This is a genomic window from Wenyingzhuangia gracilariae (assembly GCF_056387575.1).
Genome location: NZ_CM150748.1, coordinates 1,885,215 through 1,904,053 on the forward strand (window position 1 = coordinate 1,885,215; position 18,839 = coordinate 1,904,053).

An 18,839-nucleotide genomic window follows, 5' to 3' on the forward strand; every position below is an offset into this window, starting at 1 on the left:
GAGTACAGAGTACAGAGTATTCTTATTACTTTGTACTGTATACTTTGTACTATTTTAGAATGCACTTCCTTTTAAATTCAAACCTAAAGTTTCTTCAAAACCAAACATTAAATTCATGTTCTGAATGGCTTGTCCTGAAGCTCCTTTTAGTAAATTATCAATAGCAGAGTAAATTAAAATTTGATCTCCGTGCTTGATAATAGAAATAGCACATTTGTTGGTATTTACTACTTGTTTCATATTTACAGGTGCATCCGTAATGTGTACAAAAGGTGCCTCTGCATAATAATCTGTATATATTTTTTTAGCTTCTTCTAAAGTTCCATCGAACTTAGTATAAATAGAAGCAAAAATTCCACGACTAAAGTTTCCTCTGTTTGGAATAAAGAACAATTCTCCTGTTTTTCCTTCTTGCAATCCTTCTAAGGTTTCTCCTATCTCCCCTAAATGTTGGTGTGTAAAAGGTTTGTACACAGAAAAATTATTATCTCTCCAAGGAAAGTGAGAAGTAGCACTTGGCGAAACTCCTGCTCCTGTTGCTCCTGTAGTTGCGTTGATGTGAATATCACTCCCTAATTTTTTAGCTTTTGCTAAAGGCAACAAAGCAAACTGAATACAAGTGGCAAAACAACCAGGATTGGCTATGTATTTTGCTTTTTTAATTTCCTCTCTTCTAACTTCTGGCAATCCGTACACAAACTCTTTCCCTTCAAAAACCATATCGGCATTTAAACGGAAGTCGTTACTTAAATCAATAATTTTAGTGTTGTCAGAAAACGTATTGTTTTGTAAAAAAGTAGTAGAATTTCCGTGTCCTAAGCACAAAAACAACACATCAACCTCTGGGTTAATGGTATCTGTAAAATCTTGCTCGGTATCTCCTAACAAGTCTGCATGTACTTTGTATAATTTGTTTCCGGCATTAGAAGTACTGTATACAAAATCTAACGTTAACTCAGGATGATTCATAATCAATCGAATCAATTCTCCTGCTGTATATCCTGCTCCTCCTACTATTCCTGCTTTTATCATTTCATTTTAGTTTTTAAAGTTATACAATCTCGACTACGCTCGATTACCTAACAACTTTTAAACATTTTTGTTTCTAGTTAAACCGATTGAACAAAAAACGATTTATTCTATGAACAACTTTTTAATTATGCCTCTAACAAATTTTTATTTACGTGGTAAAAGATTTTGTTTTGCATACCGTATATTTTTATAAATCCTTTGGCATCTTGACTAGACCAAGCATTGTTTTCTTCACCGTAATCTGCAAATCCAGAAGCCATTAAATCGTATTCAGAATTAATTCCTGTAACTACAAAGTGATATGGACGTAAAGTTACATACACATCTCCACTTACTGTTTTTTGAGAATCTTCTAAAAACTTTTCTATGTTACGCATTAAAGGTTCTAAATACTGACCATCGTGAAACAAGGTTCCGTAAGTCGTTCCCAATCCTTCTTTGGTAATTTGTTGTGCTTTAGATAACGTATGCTTTTCTAACAAATGGTGTGCTTTAATAATTACCGTTGCAGCAGCAGCTTCAAAACCAACACGTCCTTTAATTCCCACAATGGTATCTCCAACGTGAATATCTCTACCAATAGCAAAAGCAGATGCAATTTCTTCTAACTTTAAAATATTGTTTACTGGGGTGTCTTTCACTCCATTAAAAGCCACTAACTGACCTTTGTCAAAAGTTAAGGTTACCTCTTCTTCATCTTCTCTTTTTAATTGACTTGGATATGCTTCGCTAGGCAATGCTTTTTGAGACTTTAACGTTTCTACTCCACCTACTGATGTTCCCCAAATTCCTTTATTGATAGAATATTTAGATTTTTCCCAGTTCATATCTACCCCGTGAGATTTTAAATAATCTATCTCAGTTTGACGAGATAATTTTAAATCACGAATTGGCGTAATAATTTCAATTTCTGGTGCTATGGTTTGGAAAATCATATCAAAACGAACTTGATCATTTCCTGCTCCAGTAGAACCATGGGCAATGTATTTTGCTCCTACAGATTTTGCATATTTTACTACCTCTATAGATTGAAACACACGCTCTGCAGATACAGACAACGGATACGTATTGTTTTTTAATACGTTTCCATACACCATGTATTTAATGGCTTTGTCGTAGTATTTTTCTAAAATATCTTTATTTTCATGAGATGTTACTCCCATTTCATAAGCTTTTTTCTCAACGGCAGCCAATTCTTCTTTGGTAAAACCACCCGTGTTTACCAAAACCGAATGTACTTCTAGCTTTAATTCGTTGATTAAATATTTTACACAATACGAAGTATCTAAACCTCCACTATATGCTAATACTACTTTATCCATGATATTTATATATTTTAATAGGTATTCAAGCATCGTCAAGAACCATTTATCTTAACTACTATTGATGACCAATTTACCTTAAACAGTAATGATTTAATATTCAGTCCGCAAAAATACGGAATGTGAATGAAACATTAAAAATTAACCAATGAAAACACTAATTCAGATTTGAACTAGATTTTTTTAACAAGTTTTTAGCTTTTTTTATGAAAAAATTTATCTTTCAATTTCGCTAACTTGGCTTTAAACTCAAAACTAGGTTCTTTTACGGTTTTTTTGCGATCAACTTCTTTTGGATCGTGTAACATTCCTGTACACAAACACATTTTACGCTCGTTACGTTCTAAAATATCAAAGTTTTTACAAGATCTACATCCATTCCAAAAAGCTTCATCTCTAGTTAACTCAGAAAAAGTAACAGGTTTATAACCTAGTTCGTAGTTAATTTTCATAACTGCCAAACCAGTAGTAATTCCAAATATTTTAGCATCTGGATACTTTTCTTTTGAGTGATTAAAGATTTTTGTTTTGATTTTTTTTGCCAATCCTTGATTTCTATAATCTGGATGTACAATTAACCCGGAATGAACTACATAAGATTTGTTCTCCCAAGTTTCTATATAGCAAAAACCAGCAAATTTAACGCCGTCTAAAGCAATTACTGCATCACCACTTTCTAGCTTTTTTTTTATATACTCCGGAGTTCTTTTTGCAATTCCTGTACCTCTAACTCTTGCAGAAGTTTCAATCGTATCGCAAATAATATCAGCGTATTTAAAGTGTGATTTATTAGCAGTTATAATTTTCATTATTGTGTTTTAATTTTTTGTTTCGTGTTTGATATAAATTAGAGTGAAAAAGTTTGAATACCCTGTAACAACAGGCTATTCCCTAATTCGTCGCCTACGAATAAACACAATAGCAGCGCTGCAGATGATAAAATCTGTAGCGTATAAAAACATGATGTTAACTGCCTGATGCATAATTATTAATAAAAATAGGGTGCAAAAATACAATTATAAATTCATATACAGAAAATAATTATACAGGATTCCTAAAAAACAATTGCAAAAAAAAATCGCTGTTGAGTAACCAGCTCAACAGCGAAAAAATAATCAACATGAATATAATTAAATCAATTAATTATGAAACAATGACTTTAACAAAACAAAATCTATTTATTTCAAACATATTCAAATATAAATATATTTTTTTATTAAATCCATAAAAATAAAGCAAAAAGAAAGCTTACTTATTAAAACTAGATTCAATTTGATTTAGAATATTATTAATTTTTTCTGTGTTTGTATCGTAAGCCCCACTTAATTCTTTCTTTTCCGGAAACTGTTCAATCATAACTGTTTGAGATGGGAAGGCAAAATCTACTCCCAAATCGGCAGCTAGTTTTAAAATGGTCATATGCAATCTATGTTTAGACGATTGCTCTACTCCCCACTCTAAGGATAAAAAATAAGTGTTTACTAAAATTTCCAAAGCAGAATCTCCAAAACCAACAAACTCAACATTGTAAGATTTTGTTAAAGTTTCTGGATGCAATTCTATAATTTTTCGAACTCCCACTACAAAAGCTTCAATCAATTCTGGAGGTGTATCATATCTTATTCCCAATTTGGTTTGATACCTTCTATATTGTCTCAGCCCTTTATTGTTAATCACAATTTCTGACAACTTACTGTTAGGAATGGTAAAAATAGAGGTATCTACCGCTCTAATTCTTGTAGACCTAAACCCAACTTCTTCTACAGTTCCTTCTACTCCACCTCCTTCTATCCAATCTCCAATTTGAAAAGGTTTGTCTAAGAAAATCATAAACGTACCTATTAAATTCTTAACCGTGTCTTGAGATGCCAATGCAACAGCCAAACCTCCTATAGATGCCCCTGCAATTACCGTAGTTGTGTTTACTCCAAAAATGGTTAGCATTTTTAAAATTCCTACAAAAACAACAATTACTTTAAGTAGTCTGCTTAAAATAGGTGCTAACTGATCATCTAACTTACTATCTGTTTTAGAAGTATAAGAAACATACACCTCTATAAGCACACTTACAATTTCTAGGAATACGTAAATCCATAAAACAATTTGTCCTATTTCTAATCCTTTGATTAAAAAAGAATTGATATTGATATGAAACTGAAGTACAGGAATGTATAACTCTACCAAGTAAAACACAATTAACAATGCCGATGGTCTTGCCAACTTATCTAACGTTTTACTTAAAGAATCGTGTGAAAAGCGAATAAATACATTTTCTAATCTTTTTAGTAAAAAAAAGATAGCCTTGTTTAACAACCAAAACAACAATCCCCCTATACATAGAAAAACAAAAATCCCAACATATTGCCACAATTCTATTCCTAAAAACACTTTATGCCCGGCATTGGGTATTATTTTTTTAATGAATTCTGTTCCGGCTGGGAATACATTTTTATAGATTGCAAATATTTGCTGATTTGTTTCTTGACTATAATACCATTTTCCGTTAATTTTTTCTAAATACACCTGAGGCAATTGCTTAGGAAACAAAACATACCTACTTTTAATTTCTACTCCAGAAATAGTATCTAAATATTTTGGATTGGTAGGCAACTCATCCATTTCCACCCTTAAGCCTTTTCCGTCTAAAACTTGTTTAATTTTTACAGCAATGTCTATAGATTTTTCTAAAGATTCTCCATAAACTGTTTTTGCAGCTTTTTCTTGATTGTAACTTTCTGGCTGTAAAAAATGTAAATGTGTAAAAATGGTTTTGTAAGGACTAGATAAATCTACTTTTACATCGTCGTTTTGGGCTATTAGTGATGTACTTACTAGCAAAAAAAACAATACTATTTTTTTCATAATCAATGGGTCTTTTTTTAACTATTCAAAAATAGCCATTTGCTTCTGATTACAATAAAAAAAGCTCCTAACATAATGCTAGGAGCTTTAAACTAACCAAATCTTTAATCAATTATCTTGAGTATGATTAAAAAATTACAAATTTACTAACCAAAAAACTTTGTAATCTATTCTAAGACCCAAACAGATACAAAAGGTTTAATTTTAATTTAAAAAAAATCAAAAAAAAATGCCTTATGAATTTCACAAGGCATTTTGTACTATCTTCTTCTTTTTTTAGGCTTTCGCTTTTTAAAAGATTCTTCTGTTTTTTTCTTTTTATCTAAAACACTTACAAACCCATCTTGATTTCTTTTTCCTCTGGTAGGTTTGGATTTTTTATTGATAATTCCCTTAGGAACATCTACCGTATCATCAAAAGTATTTTTAGCTTTAAAATCTTTTTTATACGCATTGGTACCTCCTTTAGGCAACAACTTATTTAACAAATCGTGTCTTCCTATTTTAGTTAATGATTTACGAATCCACGCTTGATTTTCTTTTTTATACCAAAAGAAAAAACGGTGCTGTTCTTCTTTTTCTTTGGCTGTTTTAGGAGTATCCATTTTTTCTAATGTATACGGATGGTATCCACTGTAATAAATAACCGTTGCCACTGTCATAGGAGTAGGTGTAAAACCTTGTACTTGCTCTAATTGGAATCCCATATCTTTGGTTTCGGCAGCCATGTTTGCCATGTCTTCTATATCTGACTGTGGATGACTTGATATGAAATAAGGTATTAATTGCAAGTTCAGTTTCTTTCTTAAATTGATTTTATCAAAAATCTTTTTAAAATCATGAAAGTTAGAAAATGACGGCTTACGCATCAACTTTAAAACCTTATCTGATGTATGCTCGGGAGCTACTTTTAATCGTCCCGATACGTGGTTGGTTATTACTTCTTCTGTATAATCTTCTAACTCTTGAGGATCGGCATTTTTGTTAAAATCTGGCACTAACATGTCGTAACGAATTCCGGATCCAATAAATGATTTTTTAATTTTTGGATGCTTGTCTACTGCCTGATACAAATCTGTCATAGCAGCATGAGACGTATCTAGGTTAGAACAAATTACTGGGTTGATACAAGAAGGAGCTACACACTTGTCGCAAATTTCTTGCACCTTTCCTTTCATTTGATACATATTGGCTGATGGCCCTCCAATATCAGACAAATACCCTTTAAAATCTGGCATGCTAGCTACCTGATCTACTTCTTTTAAAATAGACTCTTTACTTCTACTGGCAATAAACTTTCCTTGATGTGCCGAAATGGTACAAAAACTACATCCTCCAAAACATCCTCTGTGGGTATTGATAGAAAACTTTATCATTTCAAACGCAGGAATAGGCCCACGTTTGTTGTATTTTGGATGTGGTAAACGTGTGTAAGGCAAATCAAAAGAAGCATCTATCTCTTTTTCCAACATGGTTGGATACGGTGGATTGATGACCAACAAATCATCTCCTACTTCTTGCAAAATTCTACCTCCATAGGTTTTATTAGACTCTTGTTCTATGGTTTTAAAGTTGGCTGCAAATGTTTTTTTATCATCCAAACAAGCCTCATGAGAACTCAACCATTTATCTACCCAATTTTTATTTTTTTGTAAAGATTCCTCTTTGGGTTGCAAATAAGCGGTTTGCTTAATTGTTTTTAAGGAACTAAACGGAACTCCTTTTTGCATTAGAGTTACAATTTCTTTTAAAGGTTGTTCTCCCATTCCGTACACCAAAATATCGGCACCCGATTCTTTTAAAATACTTGGTTTTAATTTATCTGACCAATAATCGTAATGGGTAACTCTTCTTAAAGAAGCTTCTATCCCTCCAATTAACACAGGTGTGTCTGGATATTTTTCTTTTAATATTTTAGAGTAAACAGTTGTTGCATAATCGGGTCTAAAACCAATATCTCCATTTGGAGTGTAAGCATCTTTGTCTCGCTTACGCTTGCTGGCAGTATAATTACTTACCATAGAGTCCATAACACCAGAGGTAACTCCAAAAAACAATTTGGGTTGCCCTAGTTTTTCAAAGTCTTGTAAATTATCATTTACGTTGGGCTGTGGAACAATGGCTACACGCAAGCCATAGCTTTCTAACAAACGACCAATTACGGCAGGTCCAAACGATGGATGATCTACATAAGCATCTCCGCTAAATAGAATAACATCCAATTCATCCCATCCTCGTATCTTACATTCCTTTTTAGTGGTTGGTAACCAGCTCGATAGTCTTAACTCTTGTTCCATTTTGCAAAGATACAGGGAATAGATGGATTTTTTATGATAATATTTTTAGACATTAAAAAAATAATTAAAACACAACAAAAAACCGAGTTAAAAACTCGGTTTTAAAAACTAAATATGTAAAGGATTTTTAGTGAGCTATTTCATATGCCAAAACCTTAAATTGATATGGAGTAATGTTTAGTTGAATTTCTTTTTCTACCTCCATTTCTTCTAAATGGTATTGTATCATTTTTTTAGCAGATGGTATAGAAATGTACAAAAACTCTTCATAATAATCTATATTACTTGTTACCGATCCATGATCTTTAGATTCTGTATCCATAGTTACATCTATCTTTCCACTATACACAATTTCTTTTGTATTTACGTTGGTAACATTTAACAAACCACTTTTGGTTACACTTATTACCAAATCTCCTTCTTTAGACATTATACATTTAAACAAATCTGTAGTTTCATAAATAGGGCTTATTTTATCGTTGGTAATATCAATAAAATAAACTCCTTTACTAGCAGTATACCCTACAAATAAATTAACGTTGCTTGTAGCTAACAAACTTCCAAACCACACATTGTCTGCAAACGTATCTGGATAATTAATTATTTTTTGCGCTCCATTGTTTTGTACAACTAAAATACCCGTGTTAGAACCAAAAACAGCTGTGGTATTGTTCCCTGCACTTCCATGAATTCCTGATGTACTTAAACTTTGTTCTGTTGTAGAAATCACTATTCCTTCTTGGTTGATGATTTTTACTTTTTCTGGCAACGTTCCTCCAGTACCTAATTCTGTAACTGCAATGTTTCCGTTTTTAAAAATTACCATTGCTCCATGATGAGCTGCAGAACCTGTTGCAAGATTTCTAACTGGAGATGCTCCATTATGAATGCTATTTTCGTTAAACAAACTTAAAGAAGCATCACCATCATTATACACTGCCACAAATCCTTGTTCTGATTTAAAGTGTGTTGGTTTTTCACTAGCAAAACTAATGGCAGCCAAGCCTGGCTCACCTAAATCGTGACTATGATCTCCGTGTGCTATTTCGCCTCCTAAATTAAATGTCTCTGTAAAGTTGTAATTTCTATGCGTAATTACTCCATATCTTCCAGACTCTGTAGCATATACACTCCCTTTTGCATGAGTTGCTTGAAATGTCTGAATTTCATCTTCAAAAGGGTGGATGAAATTCAACGTTTTAGAATCTGCATCAGAAATTAATAAAGATACATTCTCATGTTCTTCATGATCGTGATTGTGATCATCATCCGCTATTTGGTCATCATCATTAGAACATGCTCCCAACAATAGGAAAGCAAATACAATGGGTAAAAATTTAAATTGTTTCATGTTATTAATTTGTTTTTATTTTTTGGCAAATATAAAACAAGAAGCTTTAAATGCAACATTGTTGCGTTTAATTATTTTTAACCTAAAAAAAAAACTTTTTAAACATAGTTAGGTCTAAAAATTAAATAACATTATAAAACATTAACATTATGAAATTAATAGCACTTGCGTTAGGATTCTTATTTACAATTAATTTAAACGCACAAAAAAGAAATCATCAAAAACCCAATTTTACAACCGAACAAAAAACACAGTTGCTTGTTAAAAAAATGACTATGGCTTTGGATTTAACGGAAAAACAAGCAAATAAGGTAACTCCTATTATAGCTACAAAGGTTCGTAAAATGGAAGAAATGATGAAGGACAGAAAAGCAAACAAAGAAAGTCACAAAAATTTATCTTCCGATGAAAGATTTAATTTAGAAATGAACAGATTGGACGAAGAAGCTAAGGTTCAAAAATTAATGAAAGACATTTTAAGCAAAGAACAATATGCTTCTTGGAAAGAAATGCAAAAAAGACATAGTCATAAAATGAAAATGAGACATGCTAGAAAAGAAGGGTTTAAAAGAAAGCATCATCAAAAAGAAGCTTAAAAAATAAAAGGTCGACTATTAAATAGTCGACCTTTTATTTTGCTATTAACTTAGTTATTTATTGGTATTAGGCCTATAAGCTTCTGGAAACTCAAGTGCTATATCTGTATGATTTTCTATAGTTAAATTTAAAGAGGTTTCTAATGTTTCTTCATAAAACATTATATAATCTAAACTGCAACCTTGGGCACGTCCGGCAATAGTAAATGTATACACTTCTCCTTCTTTTAGATTATATAGAGCCTTAGCATTAACCCCTTTACCTTCTTTATTGTGTGCTTCTATCATATGACAAGACCCCCATTTTCTTACTCCTCTACCCCAAAACTTTTTAGTTTTTTTTAAGTCCTCGGTTACAATATGGTTTCCCGAAGTAAAATCTCCTTCTAACTTAACCCAACAGTCATTTCTTTTATCTCCTTTAACATACCCATTATCTGCACAATGACTAGACTCTACAGTACAAGATTCTAAGGGCTGTAACATTCTCATCACCAATCGGTATTTGGCAGTTTTAGGACACACAAACGTGTATTTTAAAGGTGATGTGGGAGTTCCTCCATTTAGGTTATTTCCTGTAAATTCTAAATAACTATTCTCTATTGCAGGCAAATCAGTATCTTTTATATTTGCATTTACATTTTCTGGATAATACCCATCACCTCCCTTAGTTCTTAGTTTCCATTGATCTAAATTAGATTTGGTAATTTCAGGTTGAAAAACAATGTAATTCTCTCCATATTTTATACCTTCTGTCAAATCCGGAACCTCTTCACACTCACAAGTTTCTTTATTCAATGTAAATCCAGCATCACATACATTATCACATTCCTCAACAGGATTTTCTTCACACTCGCAAGTTTCTTCATTCAATGTAAATCCGGTATCACATACCTTGTCACATTCTTCTACTTTAGTCGGTGGCACAAATTCATCTTCAGAATTGGATGCACAATTAAACAAGACAATAAACATTATAAGATACACAAACGGATGTAGTCTAATTTTCATTTTTTTTAGGTTTTGGTTAGTTTAATTATTAATACAGCATAAAACTAACTACTAAAATAAACTTTTAACAATACGTATGATTAAATTCTAACGACACATTAACTACAGTATACAACAATTAATAAGTGCAACCAATGATTTTGAAATTGATCTAGTTGAGTTTTTGAATAGAACTTATTTTTAAACAACAGACACTTTAAAAAATAGACAATAACTAGAGTAGTATATATTTACTCTACTCTTAACTCCTGACCTATAGACAGTGTATTGTCTTTTAAATTATTCATACTTTTTAAAGCTTCTACAGATATATTGTATTCTTTAGAAATTGAATACAAGGTTTCCTTTTTTTCTACAATATGGTAATTACTTCTTTTAGCATCACTTCTTAATTTAAGTTCATCATCAATATGAATAGTATTGCTATCTAAATTATTTAAAGCTTTAATTTCGGCTACTGAAATTCCATATTTTTGAGAAATACTATATAACGTATCTTCTTTTTTTACAACATGTACTCCTTTTCTATTTAGTTTTTTTCTTCGTTTTTTTTCTTCTTTAAAATCATGTACAATTTCTTTGACCTCCACTTTTTGTGTTAAATGGTCTGTATCTATTTTTCCTTTCAGCACCATTTTATCATATTTGTGCAATTCGTATTTTTCTATAAACGAAATCAACTTGTCTGGATATTTTGGATCTGTAGCATACCCGGCTTTTTTTAAGCCTTTAGCCCAAGCTTTGTAATCATCTTGCTTTAGTTTAAACAAACTAGCATATCTAAACCTGGTCGTTAAAAACAAAGAATGATCTTGGTATGAGGTTGCCGGAAACTGATATTTTCTAAAACACTCTCCTTTGGCATCATCATCATGGTAAACTCTTTGTCCTTTCCATCCTTTATGACATTTAATCCCAAAATGATTGTTAGATTTTGCAGACAATTCACTTTTTCCACTTCCAGATTCTAAAATACCTTGAGCCAAAGTAATACTTGCCGGAATTTTAAATTTTCGCATTTCATCCATTGCCAACGGTGCAAAATGCTCTACATATGCCAATGTTGTTTCGTTTAAATAAGTATTGGCCTCTTTTTTGGTTTCTTTTACTGCTTTTTCTACTTCTTTTAAAGCTTCTTTACTTGGTTCTACCATTACCTCTTGACGAGTGTCTACATTTATCACTTTTGTATGTTCTGTAACTTTTTTACTAGAACCACAAGCAACCATTAAACATGTAACCGCCACCGCTACAATTTTTCTCATTGAATAATTTCTTTATTTTTTTGTTTTAACAACACATTCATTCCTTTAATACCTTGAAGTCCTCCGGTGTGTATTGCCAAAATTTTACTTCCTTGTTTGAATTGTTTTTTTTGAATTGTATCCAACAAACCAAACATCATTTTTCCTGTATAAATAGGATCTAAAGGAATGTTTGTCTCTTTTTTAAATTGGTTGATAAATGTAATCAATTCATCAGACACCTTTCCGTAACCTCCAAAATGATAATCTGATACTATTTTCCAGTTTTTTTTATTGGGTTGTAAACTTAAAATTTCATCATAAATCCAATTTCCTTTTAACGATGGAAACACCAAAATATTTTGAGAACTTAAACTACTATTAATAATTCCTGTAACAGTTCCACCAGTTCCCATAGCACAACAAATATGTGTAAATTCTTTGTCTTTTTCTGATAAAATTTCTTCACAACCTTTAATTGCCAAATGATTTGTTCCTCCTTCTGGAACAAAATAACTATTGGGATATTGATGTGCTAATTTTGCTAAAAATGATGTTTTCTTTTTTTGTTGGTAATCTGAACGAGATACAAACAAAAACTCCATACCAAATTGATGAGCTTGAAGCAATGTTGAATTTTGAGCAAATGTTTTTTGTAAATCTACTCCCAATTCCTCTCCACGAATTATTCCTACAGTTTTAAAACCAAATTCTTTACCAGCAGCAGCTGTTGCCAAAATATGATTGGAGTAAGCTCCTCCAAACGTTATTAAACATTGTTTGTTTTGATGTTTAGCTTGTTGTAAATTGTACTTTAATTTTCTGAATTTGTTTCCAGAAATAAAAGGATGCAACAAATCTTCTCTTTTTACATACAACTCTACTTCTTTTTCTTGTAAAAGAGGAAGGTTGATTTGTATGTTTTGGGAAATCATAAATATTGTATTTACATCTCGACTCTGCTTAACAACCTTGATGATGTTCGATCGGAGTCAAGAACAGATTAACTATCCTTCCTTGGTTGAAATTTCATCATCCAATTCAAACAATTCCTCGGTTAAAGCATCTAGCTCGTCTTTTTTAGCTTGGTATTTTTCAAAAAAAGTTCCATCAGCAGCATGTTTCTCGTAATCTTCTGCCAACAAATCATCCATTTTTTTGATTTCTTTTTCAATATCAGTAATAGATCTTTCTATTTTGCTAAATCTATTCTTTAATTTTTTAAGTTCTTTTTCTGCTTCTCTACTTAATTTTCCGCTTTTAGGTTCTATAGATTTTTCCGAAGCAACAACAGTTTTCATTTCTGCTTCTCGCATATCTTCTAACTTGTGTTCTTCTAAAAAATAATCTAAATCTCCTAAATATTCTTTTATTTGCTTGTCTTTAAAATAAAATACTTTCTCGGTTAATCCTTGTAAAAAATCTCTATCGTGAGATACTAAAATCAATGTTCCTTCAAAGTTTTCTAAGGCTTGTTTTAACACATTTTTAGAGGCAATGTCTAAATGGTTGGTAGGTTCATCCATTACCAAAACATTAAACGGATCTAACAACATTTTACACAAAGCCAATCGGTTTCTTTCTCCTCCAGACAATACTTTTACTTTTTTGTCTACATCATCTCCTTTAAACAAAAAAGACCCTAACATATCTCTAACTTTAGCTCTATTGCTATCATTAGCTGCATTTTCCATGGTTTCTAACAAAGTAACTTCACCATCCAAATGTTCTGCTTGGTTTTGAGCAAAATAGCCTATTTCTACATTGTGTCCTAGCTTTAAATTCCCTTGATAATCGGTTTCCCCAACCATCATTTTTGCCAAGGTTGATTTTCCTTGTCCGTTTTGTCCTACAAATGCAATTTTAGAACCGCGTTCTATCATCATGTTTACATCAGACAACACATGCTTGTTTCCGTAACTTTTGGCTACATTTTCTGCCTCAACTACTATTTTACCTGGCTCTTTAGAAATAGGGAAACGTACATTCATTACAGCATTGTCTTGTCCATCAACTTCTATTCTCTGAACCTTGTCTAATTGTTTGATTAGCGATTGTGCTAAAGAGGCTTTGGTGGCTTTGTAACGGAATCTTTCTATCAATTCCTCTTTGGCTTTTATTTCTTTTTCTTGATTTTTTTGAGCTTGCAATTGTTTTTCGCGAATTTCATCACGCAATAACATAAACTGAGAATAGGCTTTTTTGTAATCGTAAATTTGCCCTAAAGAAATTTCTATGGTTCTGTTGGTTACATTGTCTAAAAACATTTTATCGTGAGAAACCAACACCACAGCACCAGCATAGTTTCTTAAAAAGTTTTCTAACCAAATAATAGATTCAATATCTAAGTGGTTGGTAGGTTCATCTAACAATAAAATGTCGTTTTGCTGCAATAGTAATTTTGCCAATTCAATACGCATTCTCCATCCTCCAGAAAACGTGTCGGTTAGTTTTCCAAAATCATCTCTATTAAACCCTAATCCTTGTAATATTTTTTCGGTTTCACCTTGGTAATTGTATCCTCCTAACAATTCATAACGAGTCGTTTTTTCTTCTAATTCGTGCATTAAGTTTACGTAGTAATCACTTTCGTAATCTGTTCTTTCTGCCAACTCGTTGTTAATTTTTTCTAACTCAACCTCTATTTGTTTTATTTCTTCAAATGCCTGATATGCTTCTTCTAAAATGGTTCTACCAGGAATAAAATCAATATCCTGACGCAAAAAACCAATTTGTATGTCTTTGTCAAAAGCTAAAGTTCCACCATCGCTAGGAACATCTTTAGACAACACCTTTAACAGGGTAGATTTTCCTGCTCCATTTTTACCTACCAAACCTACTCTATCTCCTTTTTCTAATTTAAATGTAATCCCCGAAAAAAGGTCTGTACCATTAAATGTAACTGTTAAATTGTGAACGTTAACCATATGTAACTTTTGTTGCTTATATCTGTAAAATTGGAACTATATTTGCTATTGAAAGTAGAACCTTTACTGCATTTTTTATTTTTAAAACAATGCAAAAATACCATAAATAAATAGACCATGTCTACAAATAAAAGCAAACTATATAGCATATTTACATCTAAATGTCCACAGTGTAGAGAAGGAGCGTTTTTTGAAAATAAATTTTCTTTTAACATTTTAAAAACTACACAAACCAAAAGCCATTGCCCTAATTGCAATTTAAAGTACATGAGAGAACCTTCGTTTTTTTACGGAGCTATGTATGTTGGTTACGGACTAAGTGTAGCAATGGCTGTAGCTATTTATATTGTTAGCACTGTATTTTTTGGTTTAACCATGAGAGAAAGCTTGGTAGCCATTGCCATTGGTTTATTTGTACTTGCTCCTTGGAGCTTAAGACTGTCTAGAGTTATTTGGATTCACTTATTTATTAAGTATGCCAAAGACCCTAAAAAAAGAATTTTATAAACCATAGAATTTTTGCTCAATCTTTTGATTTTTAAATTGAACAACAAAAGCATCTTTCACCCCTAAATCTATAAGAATTTTCAAAAATTCACTAGCTTCTTTTTGGGTTTCAAACTGACCTAAAACGTAATGATTTAATCCGTTTTCTGTAATTTTGGTAATTGTAGCGTTAAAACTAATATCTAAATTTTTATAAGCACCTATTTGCACTCCATACAAACTTGTATTTTCAAGTTTTGGTGTTTGTTTTTTTGTTTCTGTTGTAACAACAGAAGCTTTATTTTGTTCTACTGGAACTTCTTCTTTTTTAGAAGAACAACTTACTACTACAACAACAATTCCTAAAATTAAACTTCTTTTCATTCCTTTACCTGTGTTTAGTAACATCTTTTTTTTGTTTAAAGATATAAATCTCTACATTAATTAAACCTTTCTATATCAATTTCTTTAGGTAGTTTTTGGTTCTTTTCTAAATGATTGTACAGCTGCTTTGCTACCGTAGGACCAATCATTACACCACGAGTTCCCATACCATTTAATACGATTAAATTTTTATGGATTGGATGTGTTCCTACCAAAGGTCTTCTATCTTTTACCGTGGGTCTAATTCCACCAAACTGATTCACAATTTTATAAGGAACATGAATCATTGCATCTAACTTTTCTGTCAATTCTTTTCTTCCTTTTTCGGTAGCATTTAGCGTTTTATCTGTCCAGTTAAATGTGGCTCCAATCCAATAAACATCATCACCTACAGGCAATATAAAAAGGCTAGATTTAATTTGCTGAGTTAATTTTAAACCTGGTGCTTTTACAAACAACATTTCTCCTTTGGTACCTGTTAAAGGCAAGTAATTAAAAAACGGATTTTCTTTTAATCCGTAACCTTCTGCAAATATTATTTTTTTGGCTGTTATGTTTTGATAAGCTACCGTTTCAGGATTTATTATCAGTTCATCATGTACAAACGGCAATTCTAAAAACTGATTCCTCTTTTTTAAATAAGCTATATAATCATTCAACACCTTTTGTATAAGAACACGTCCGGTTCCTTTAACTTGTCCAAAGCCTTCAAAGTAATTAATTCCTTCTATGGGTTCTTTAAGAATTTTAGGATTCATATACTTTTCTAACAAAGGGTTGTCACAAGCCATAAACCAATTGTTTTGGTCTTCTATGGATTTAAACACTTTTAACGTATCAAAAAAAGAAAGATAATCGTCTTTTAATTTTTTACGGATGTCTTTGTAAAACACCAGCAACTGCTCCAATTGTTCATCGGCATTCCAAACAGGAGTAAAACGTTTTAAAATTACTGGGTTAAAAACCCCTGCTGCTACTCTAGACGATACCTGAGAAGCATTGTCTAAGACCACAAAAGAATGATTATGATCTTCTAACTCTTTTACCATAGCCATACCAGCTAAGCCAAAACCAACAATTATATAATCTACTTGCATAGGGCAAATTTACAATTTTAAGAAATCAATGAATATTAAAATACAACTTATTAATTATGAGTATATTTGCTTTTAGAATCTAGAAATTCACTCCTTTTTTTAGAAATAAACATTTATGAAAAAAAAACTTACTATTAAAGACATAGCCAAAGAACTAAACGTTTCCATTTCTACAGTTTCTAAAGCACTGAACGACAGTCATGAAATTGCAGAAGTTACCAAAAAACGTATTCAGGCTTATGCCAAGGAGTTTAATTACAAACCCAATTTTAATGCACTAAGTTTAAAAAATAAAAAAACCAAAACCATAGCTGTTTTAATTCCTAACATGTTAAAATATATTTATGCACAAGTTTTTAATGGAATTGAACAAGTGGCCAATGAGCTAGGTTATAAAATTATTACCTGTGTATCTAACGAAAAAACCAACAAAGAAATAGAAATATTAGAAATGCTATCTAATGGTAGTATTGATGGTTTTATTATCTCTCCTGCCTTAGAAACTAGTATTAATAAAGAATACACACACTTTCAAAATGTTTTAGATGAAGGATTTCCTATTGTAATGTTTGATAGAGTTCCTAAAGAAATAGATTGCGACAAAGTAATGATTAAAGATCATAAAGCTACTTTTAATGCGGTGGAACATTTAAAAAACACAGGTTGTACAAACATTGCTTTTATTTCTACCAACAAAAAGTTAGCTAGTACTAAAAAAAGAAAAAAAGGATACTTAAAAGCTTTAGAGGAATTTAAGCTACCTGTAAACGAAGAAATTATGGTTGATTTGACAGAAATTAACTATAAAGAATACGAGAAAGCATTGACACCAATGCTAGAAAACAATCAAATTGATGGAGTAATAACCACCAACGAAGCTACCGGAATTGCCATTCAAAAAGTAGCTCAAAAATTAGGATATAATATTCCTGGAAATTTTTCTGTTATTGCGTTTTCAAATGGAATTTTAGCCAGACATGCAAGCCCACAAATGACCACTATTAGTCAGCATGGAGAAAAAATGGGAGCCAAAGCAGCCAAACTTTTAATTCAACGAATTGAGGAAGATATTGAAAACCCAGAATACGAAACTAAAATTATTAAAACCGATTTGGTAATGAGAAACTCGACCAAGTCTTTCTTAAAATTAAACTATAAATAATCTTCTATACCTTAACAGTTTTAATCTATAATGTAAAATTGGTAGTATACAAACCAAAGCGTACCTTTATTTTTAAAGATTAAAACTTATGAGATTTCATACTAGAAAATGGGTAAAACCCGAAGATTTAAATGCAAACGGAACCTTATTTGGAGGTAAACTTTTAGCCTGGATAGATGAAGAAGCTGCACTGTATTCTATTATTCAGTTAGAAAACAGCAGAGTTGTTACCAAATACATGTCCGAAATAAACTTTTTAAGTTCTGCCAAACAAGGAGATATTATTGAAATAGGAATTGAAGTCGTTAAATTTGGAAAATCATCCTTAACACTAAATTGTGAGGTTCGAAATAAAATGACCCGAGAAACCATTATTAAAGTAGATAATATTATTATGGTAAACCTTGGTAGTGATGGCAAACCTAAACCACACGGAAAAACAGAAGTAGAGTTTGTTAAAGACCGATTAAAAGCAGAAAACCTTGCTTAATAAGCATAAAAAAAACCGTTTCTAAGAGAAACGGTTTTTTTTATGTTATAAATAACTATGACTTGTTAAGACAATAGTTGCTTAATAACCACAGAAATTGCTTTCCCATCGGCTTTACCTGCCAATTCTTTAGAAGCAACTCCCATTAATTTACCCATATCTTTTATAGAAGATGCTCCTGTTTCAGAAATTAATTTTGTCAACGCTGCTTTTAATTCGTCTTCAGACATTTGTGCTGGCAAAAACTGAGAAATAACCTCTGCTTGAGCCAATTCTGGTTCTGCCAAATCTGCTCTTCCTTGTTCTGTATATAATGTTGCAGAATCTTTACGTTGCTTTACCAACTTTTGCAAAATTTTAAGCTCTGTATCTTCTGTTAGTTCTTCTTTAGCCCCACTTTCTGTTTGTGCTAATAAAATAGCCGATTTAATAGCTCTTAAAGCTTCTAAGGCAACTGTATCTTTTGCTTTCATGGCTTCTTTCATTTTCACCATAATGTCTTTTGATAAACTCATTTTATTCTTTTTTTGATGGTTGGATTACAAAATTATTAAAAAAAACCAACCTATTCAGATTGG

17 protein-coding genes are annotated in these 18,839 nt (G+C 31.7%); 4 read left to right on the forward strand and 13 right to left on the reverse strand.

The features are described 5' to 3' along the window. Window positions 1-54: 54 nt before the first annotated feature. The 6 genes from argC to ACY2IJ_RS08280 form a co-directional block, all read right to left on the reverse strand. Window positions 55-1,032: an N-acetyl-gamma-glutamyl-phosphate reductase gene (argC, locus tag ACY2IJ_RS08255; protein ID WP_476723889.1), complete on the reverse strand. Its 978-nt coding sequence runs from the start codon at window positions 1,030-1,032 to the stop codon at window positions 55-57. 125 nt (window positions 1,033-1,157) lie between these two features. After that, complete coding sequence (gene argG, locus ACY2IJ_RS08260; RefSeq protein WP_476723890.1) at window positions 1,158-2,354, reverse strand: argininosuccinate synthase; 1,197 nt, start codon at window positions 2,352-2,354, stop codon at window positions 1,158-1,160. A 194-nt stretch (window positions 2,355-2,548) separates the two neighbouring features. Beyond that, entirely contained in the window at window positions 2,549-3,163 is a 615-nt protein-coding gene (locus ACY2IJ_RS08265; protein ID WP_476723891.1) for a GNAT family N-acetyltransferase, read from the reverse strand. A gap of 439 nt (window positions 3,164-3,602) precedes the next feature. Further along, window positions 3,603-5,216 carry a mechanosensitive ion channel family protein gene (locus tag ACY2IJ_RS08270; RefSeq protein ID WP_476723892.1) on the reverse strand — a complete coding sequence of 538 codons (1,614 nt, stop codon included), beginning with the start codon at window positions 5,214-5,216 and terminating at the stop codon, window positions 3,603-3,605. Between the two features lie 260 nt (window positions 5,217-5,476). Continuing rightward, window positions 5,477-7,513: a YgiQ family radical SAM protein gene (locus ACY2IJ_RS08275; protein ID WP_476723893.1), complete on the reverse strand. Its 2,037-nt coding sequence runs from the start codon at window positions 7,511-7,513 to the stop codon at window positions 5,477-5,479. A gap of 127 nt (window positions 7,514-7,640) precedes the next feature. Beyond that, on the reverse strand, window positions 7,641-8,864 hold the full coding sequence (locus tag ACY2IJ_RS08280) for a hypothetical protein (protein WP_476723894.1): 1,224 nt from the start codon (window positions 8,862-8,864) through the stop codon (window positions 7,641-7,643). A 149-nt stretch (window positions 8,865-9,013) separates the two neighbouring features. Here ACY2IJ_RS08280 and ACY2IJ_RS08285 point away from each other — a divergent pair, with 149 nt between their 5' ends. Beyond that, window positions 9,014-9,460, forward strand: coding sequence for a hypothetical protein (locus ACY2IJ_RS08285; RefSeq protein ID WP_476723895.1), 447 nt, complete (start codon window positions 9,014-9,016; stop codon window positions 9,458-9,460). Between the two features lie 54 nt (window positions 9,461-9,514). Here the strand turns inward: ACY2IJ_RS08285 and ACY2IJ_RS08290 are convergent, their stop codons facing one another. The 4 genes from ACY2IJ_RS08290 to ACY2IJ_RS08305 form a co-directional block, all read right to left on the reverse strand. Further along, window positions 9,515-10,471, reverse strand: a complete 957-nt coding sequence (locus ACY2IJ_RS08290; RefSeq protein ID WP_476723896.1) for a hypothetical protein — start codon at window positions 10,469-10,471, stop codon at window positions 9,515-9,517. 230 nt (window positions 10,472-10,701) lie between these two features. Further along, a complete protein-coding gene (locus ACY2IJ_RS08295) occupies window positions 10,702-11,736 on the reverse strand; it encodes a glucosaminidase domain-containing protein (protein ID WP_476723897.1) in 1,035 nt (344 codons plus the stop codon). Continuing rightward, complete coding sequence (locus ACY2IJ_RS08300; protein WP_476723898.1) at window positions 11,733-12,650, reverse strand: 1-aminocyclopropane-1-carboxylate deaminase/D-cysteine desulfhydrase; 918 nt, start codon at window positions 12,648-12,650, stop codon at window positions 11,733-11,735. The genes ACY2IJ_RS08295 and ACY2IJ_RS08300 overlap by 4 nt, the downstream gene beginning before the upstream one ends. 72 nt (window positions 12,651-12,722) lie before the next feature. Continuing rightward, entirely contained in the window at window positions 12,723-14,642 is a 1,920-nt protein-coding gene (locus ACY2IJ_RS08305) for an ABC-F family ATP-binding cassette domain-containing protein (protein WP_476723899.1), read from the reverse strand. A gap of 117 nt (window positions 14,643-14,759) precedes the next feature. Between ACY2IJ_RS08305 and ACY2IJ_RS08310 the strand changes: the two genes are divergently transcribed. Beyond that, window positions 14,760-15,149: a DUF983 domain-containing protein gene (locus ACY2IJ_RS08310; RefSeq protein ID WP_476723900.1), complete on the forward strand. Its 390-nt coding sequence runs from the start codon at window positions 14,760-14,762 to the stop codon at window positions 15,147-15,149. Here ACY2IJ_RS08310 and ACY2IJ_RS08315 read toward each other — a convergent pair. Both ACY2IJ_RS08315 and ACY2IJ_RS08320 read right to left on the reverse strand, forming a co-directional pair. After that, window positions 15,144-15,536, reverse strand: coding sequence for an SPOR domain-containing protein (locus ACY2IJ_RS08315; protein ID WP_476723901.1), 393 nt, complete (start codon window positions 15,534-15,536; stop codon window positions 15,144-15,146). The two genes, ACY2IJ_RS08310 and ACY2IJ_RS08315, sit on opposite strands and share 6 nt — an antisense overlap. A 32-nt stretch (window positions 15,537-15,568) precedes the next feature. Further along, entirely contained in the window at window positions 15,569-16,609 is a 1,041-nt protein-coding gene (locus tag ACY2IJ_RS08320; protein WP_476723902.1) for an NAD(P)/FAD-dependent oxidoreductase, read from the reverse strand. Between the two features lie 115 nt (window positions 16,610-16,724). On the opposite strand from ACY2IJ_RS08320, the gene ACY2IJ_RS08325 reads away from it, so the two are divergent. Together ACY2IJ_RS08325 and ACY2IJ_RS08330 are read left to right on the forward strand one after the other, a co-directional pair. Then, window positions 16,725-17,771 (forward strand): LacI family DNA-binding transcriptional regulator, encoded by a 1,047-nt coding sequence (locus ACY2IJ_RS08325; RefSeq protein WP_476723903.1) that lies wholly within the window; start codon window positions 16,725-16,727, stop codon window positions 17,769-17,771. An 88-nt stretch (window positions 17,772-17,859) separates the two neighbouring features. Continuing rightward, window positions 17,860-18,261, forward strand: a complete 402-nt coding sequence (locus ACY2IJ_RS08330; RefSeq protein ID WP_476723904.1) for an acyl-CoA thioesterase — start codon at window positions 17,860-17,862, stop codon at window positions 18,259-18,261. Between the two features lie 65 nt (window positions 18,262-18,326). Here the strand turns inward: ACY2IJ_RS08330 and ACY2IJ_RS08335 are convergent, their stop codons facing one another. Continuing rightward, on the reverse strand, window positions 18,327-18,776 hold the full coding sequence (locus ACY2IJ_RS08335; RefSeq protein ID WP_476723905.1) for a GatB/YqeY domain-containing protein: 450 nt from the start codon (window positions 18,774-18,776) through the stop codon (window positions 18,327-18,329). Between the last annotated feature and the right edge of the window lie 63 nt (window positions 18,777-18,839).

What these genes read in the sequence shown, in the direction of transcription:
- argC (WP_476723889.1), bottom strand. Translation starts at nt 1,032, where the DNA reads ATGATAAAAGCAGGAATAGTAGGAGGAGCAGGATATACAGCAGGAGAA.
- argG (WP_476723890.1), bottom strand. Translation starts at nt 2,354, where the DNA reads ATGGATAAAGTAGTATTAGCATATAGTGGAGGTTTAGATACTTCGTAT.
- ACY2IJ_RS08265 (WP_476723891.1), bottom strand. Translation starts at nt 3,163, where the DNA reads ATGAAAATTATAACTGCTAATAAATCACACTTTAAATACGCTGATATT.
- ACY2IJ_RS08270 (WP_476723892.1), bottom strand. Translation starts at nt 5,216, where the DNA reads ATGAAAAAAATAGTATTGTTTTTTTTGCTAGTAAGTACATCACTAATA.
- ACY2IJ_RS08275 (WP_476723893.1), bottom strand. Translation starts at nt 7,513, where the DNA reads ATGGAACAAGAGTTAAGACTATCGAGCTGGTTACCAACCACTAAAAAG.
- ACY2IJ_RS08280 (WP_476723894.1), bottom strand. Translation starts at nt 8,864, where the DNA reads ATGAAACAATTTAAATTTTTACCCATTGTATTTGCTTTCCTATTGTTG.
- ACY2IJ_RS08285 (WP_476723895.1), top strand. Translation starts at nt 9,014, where the DNA reads ATGAAATTAATAGCACTTGCGTTAGGATTCTTATTTACAATTAATTTA.
- ACY2IJ_RS08290 (WP_476723896.1), bottom strand. Translation starts at nt 10,471, where the DNA reads ATGAAAATTAGACTACATCCGTTTGTGTATCTTATAATGTTTATTGTC.
- ACY2IJ_RS08295 (WP_476723897.1), bottom strand. Translation starts at nt 11,736, where the DNA reads ATGAGAAAAATTGTAGCGGTGGCGGTTACATGTTTAATGGTTGCTTGT.
- ACY2IJ_RS08300 (WP_476723898.1), bottom strand. Translation starts at nt 12,650, where the DNA reads ATGATTTCCCAAAACATACAAATCAACCTTCCTCTTTTACAAGAAAAA.
- ACY2IJ_RS08305 (WP_476723899.1), bottom strand. Translation starts at nt 14,642, where the DNA reads ATGGTTAACGTTCACAATTTAACAGTTACATTTAATGGTACAGACCTT.
- ACY2IJ_RS08310 (WP_476723900.1), top strand. Translation starts at nt 14,760, where the DNA reads ATGTCTACAAATAAAAGCAAACTATATAGCATATTTACATCTAAATGT.
- ACY2IJ_RS08315 (WP_476723901.1), bottom strand. Translation starts at nt 15,536, where the DNA reads ATGTTACTAAACACAGGTAAAGGAATGAAAAGAAGTTTAATTTTAGGA.
- ACY2IJ_RS08320 (WP_476723902.1), bottom strand. Translation starts at nt 16,609, where the DNA reads ATGCAAGTAGATTATATAATTGTTGGTTTTGGCTTAGCTGGTATGGCT.
- ACY2IJ_RS08325 (WP_476723903.1), top strand. Translation starts at nt 16,725, where the DNA reads ATGAAAAAAAAACTTACTATTAAAGACATAGCCAAAGAACTAAACGTT.
- ACY2IJ_RS08330 (WP_476723904.1), top strand. Translation starts at nt 17,860, where the DNA reads ATGAGATTTCATACTAGAAAATGGGTAAAACCCGAAGATTTAAATGCA.
- ACY2IJ_RS08335 (WP_476723905.1), bottom strand. Translation starts at nt 18,776, where the DNA reads ATGAGTTTATCAAAAGACATTATGGTGAAAATGAAAGAAGCCATGAAA.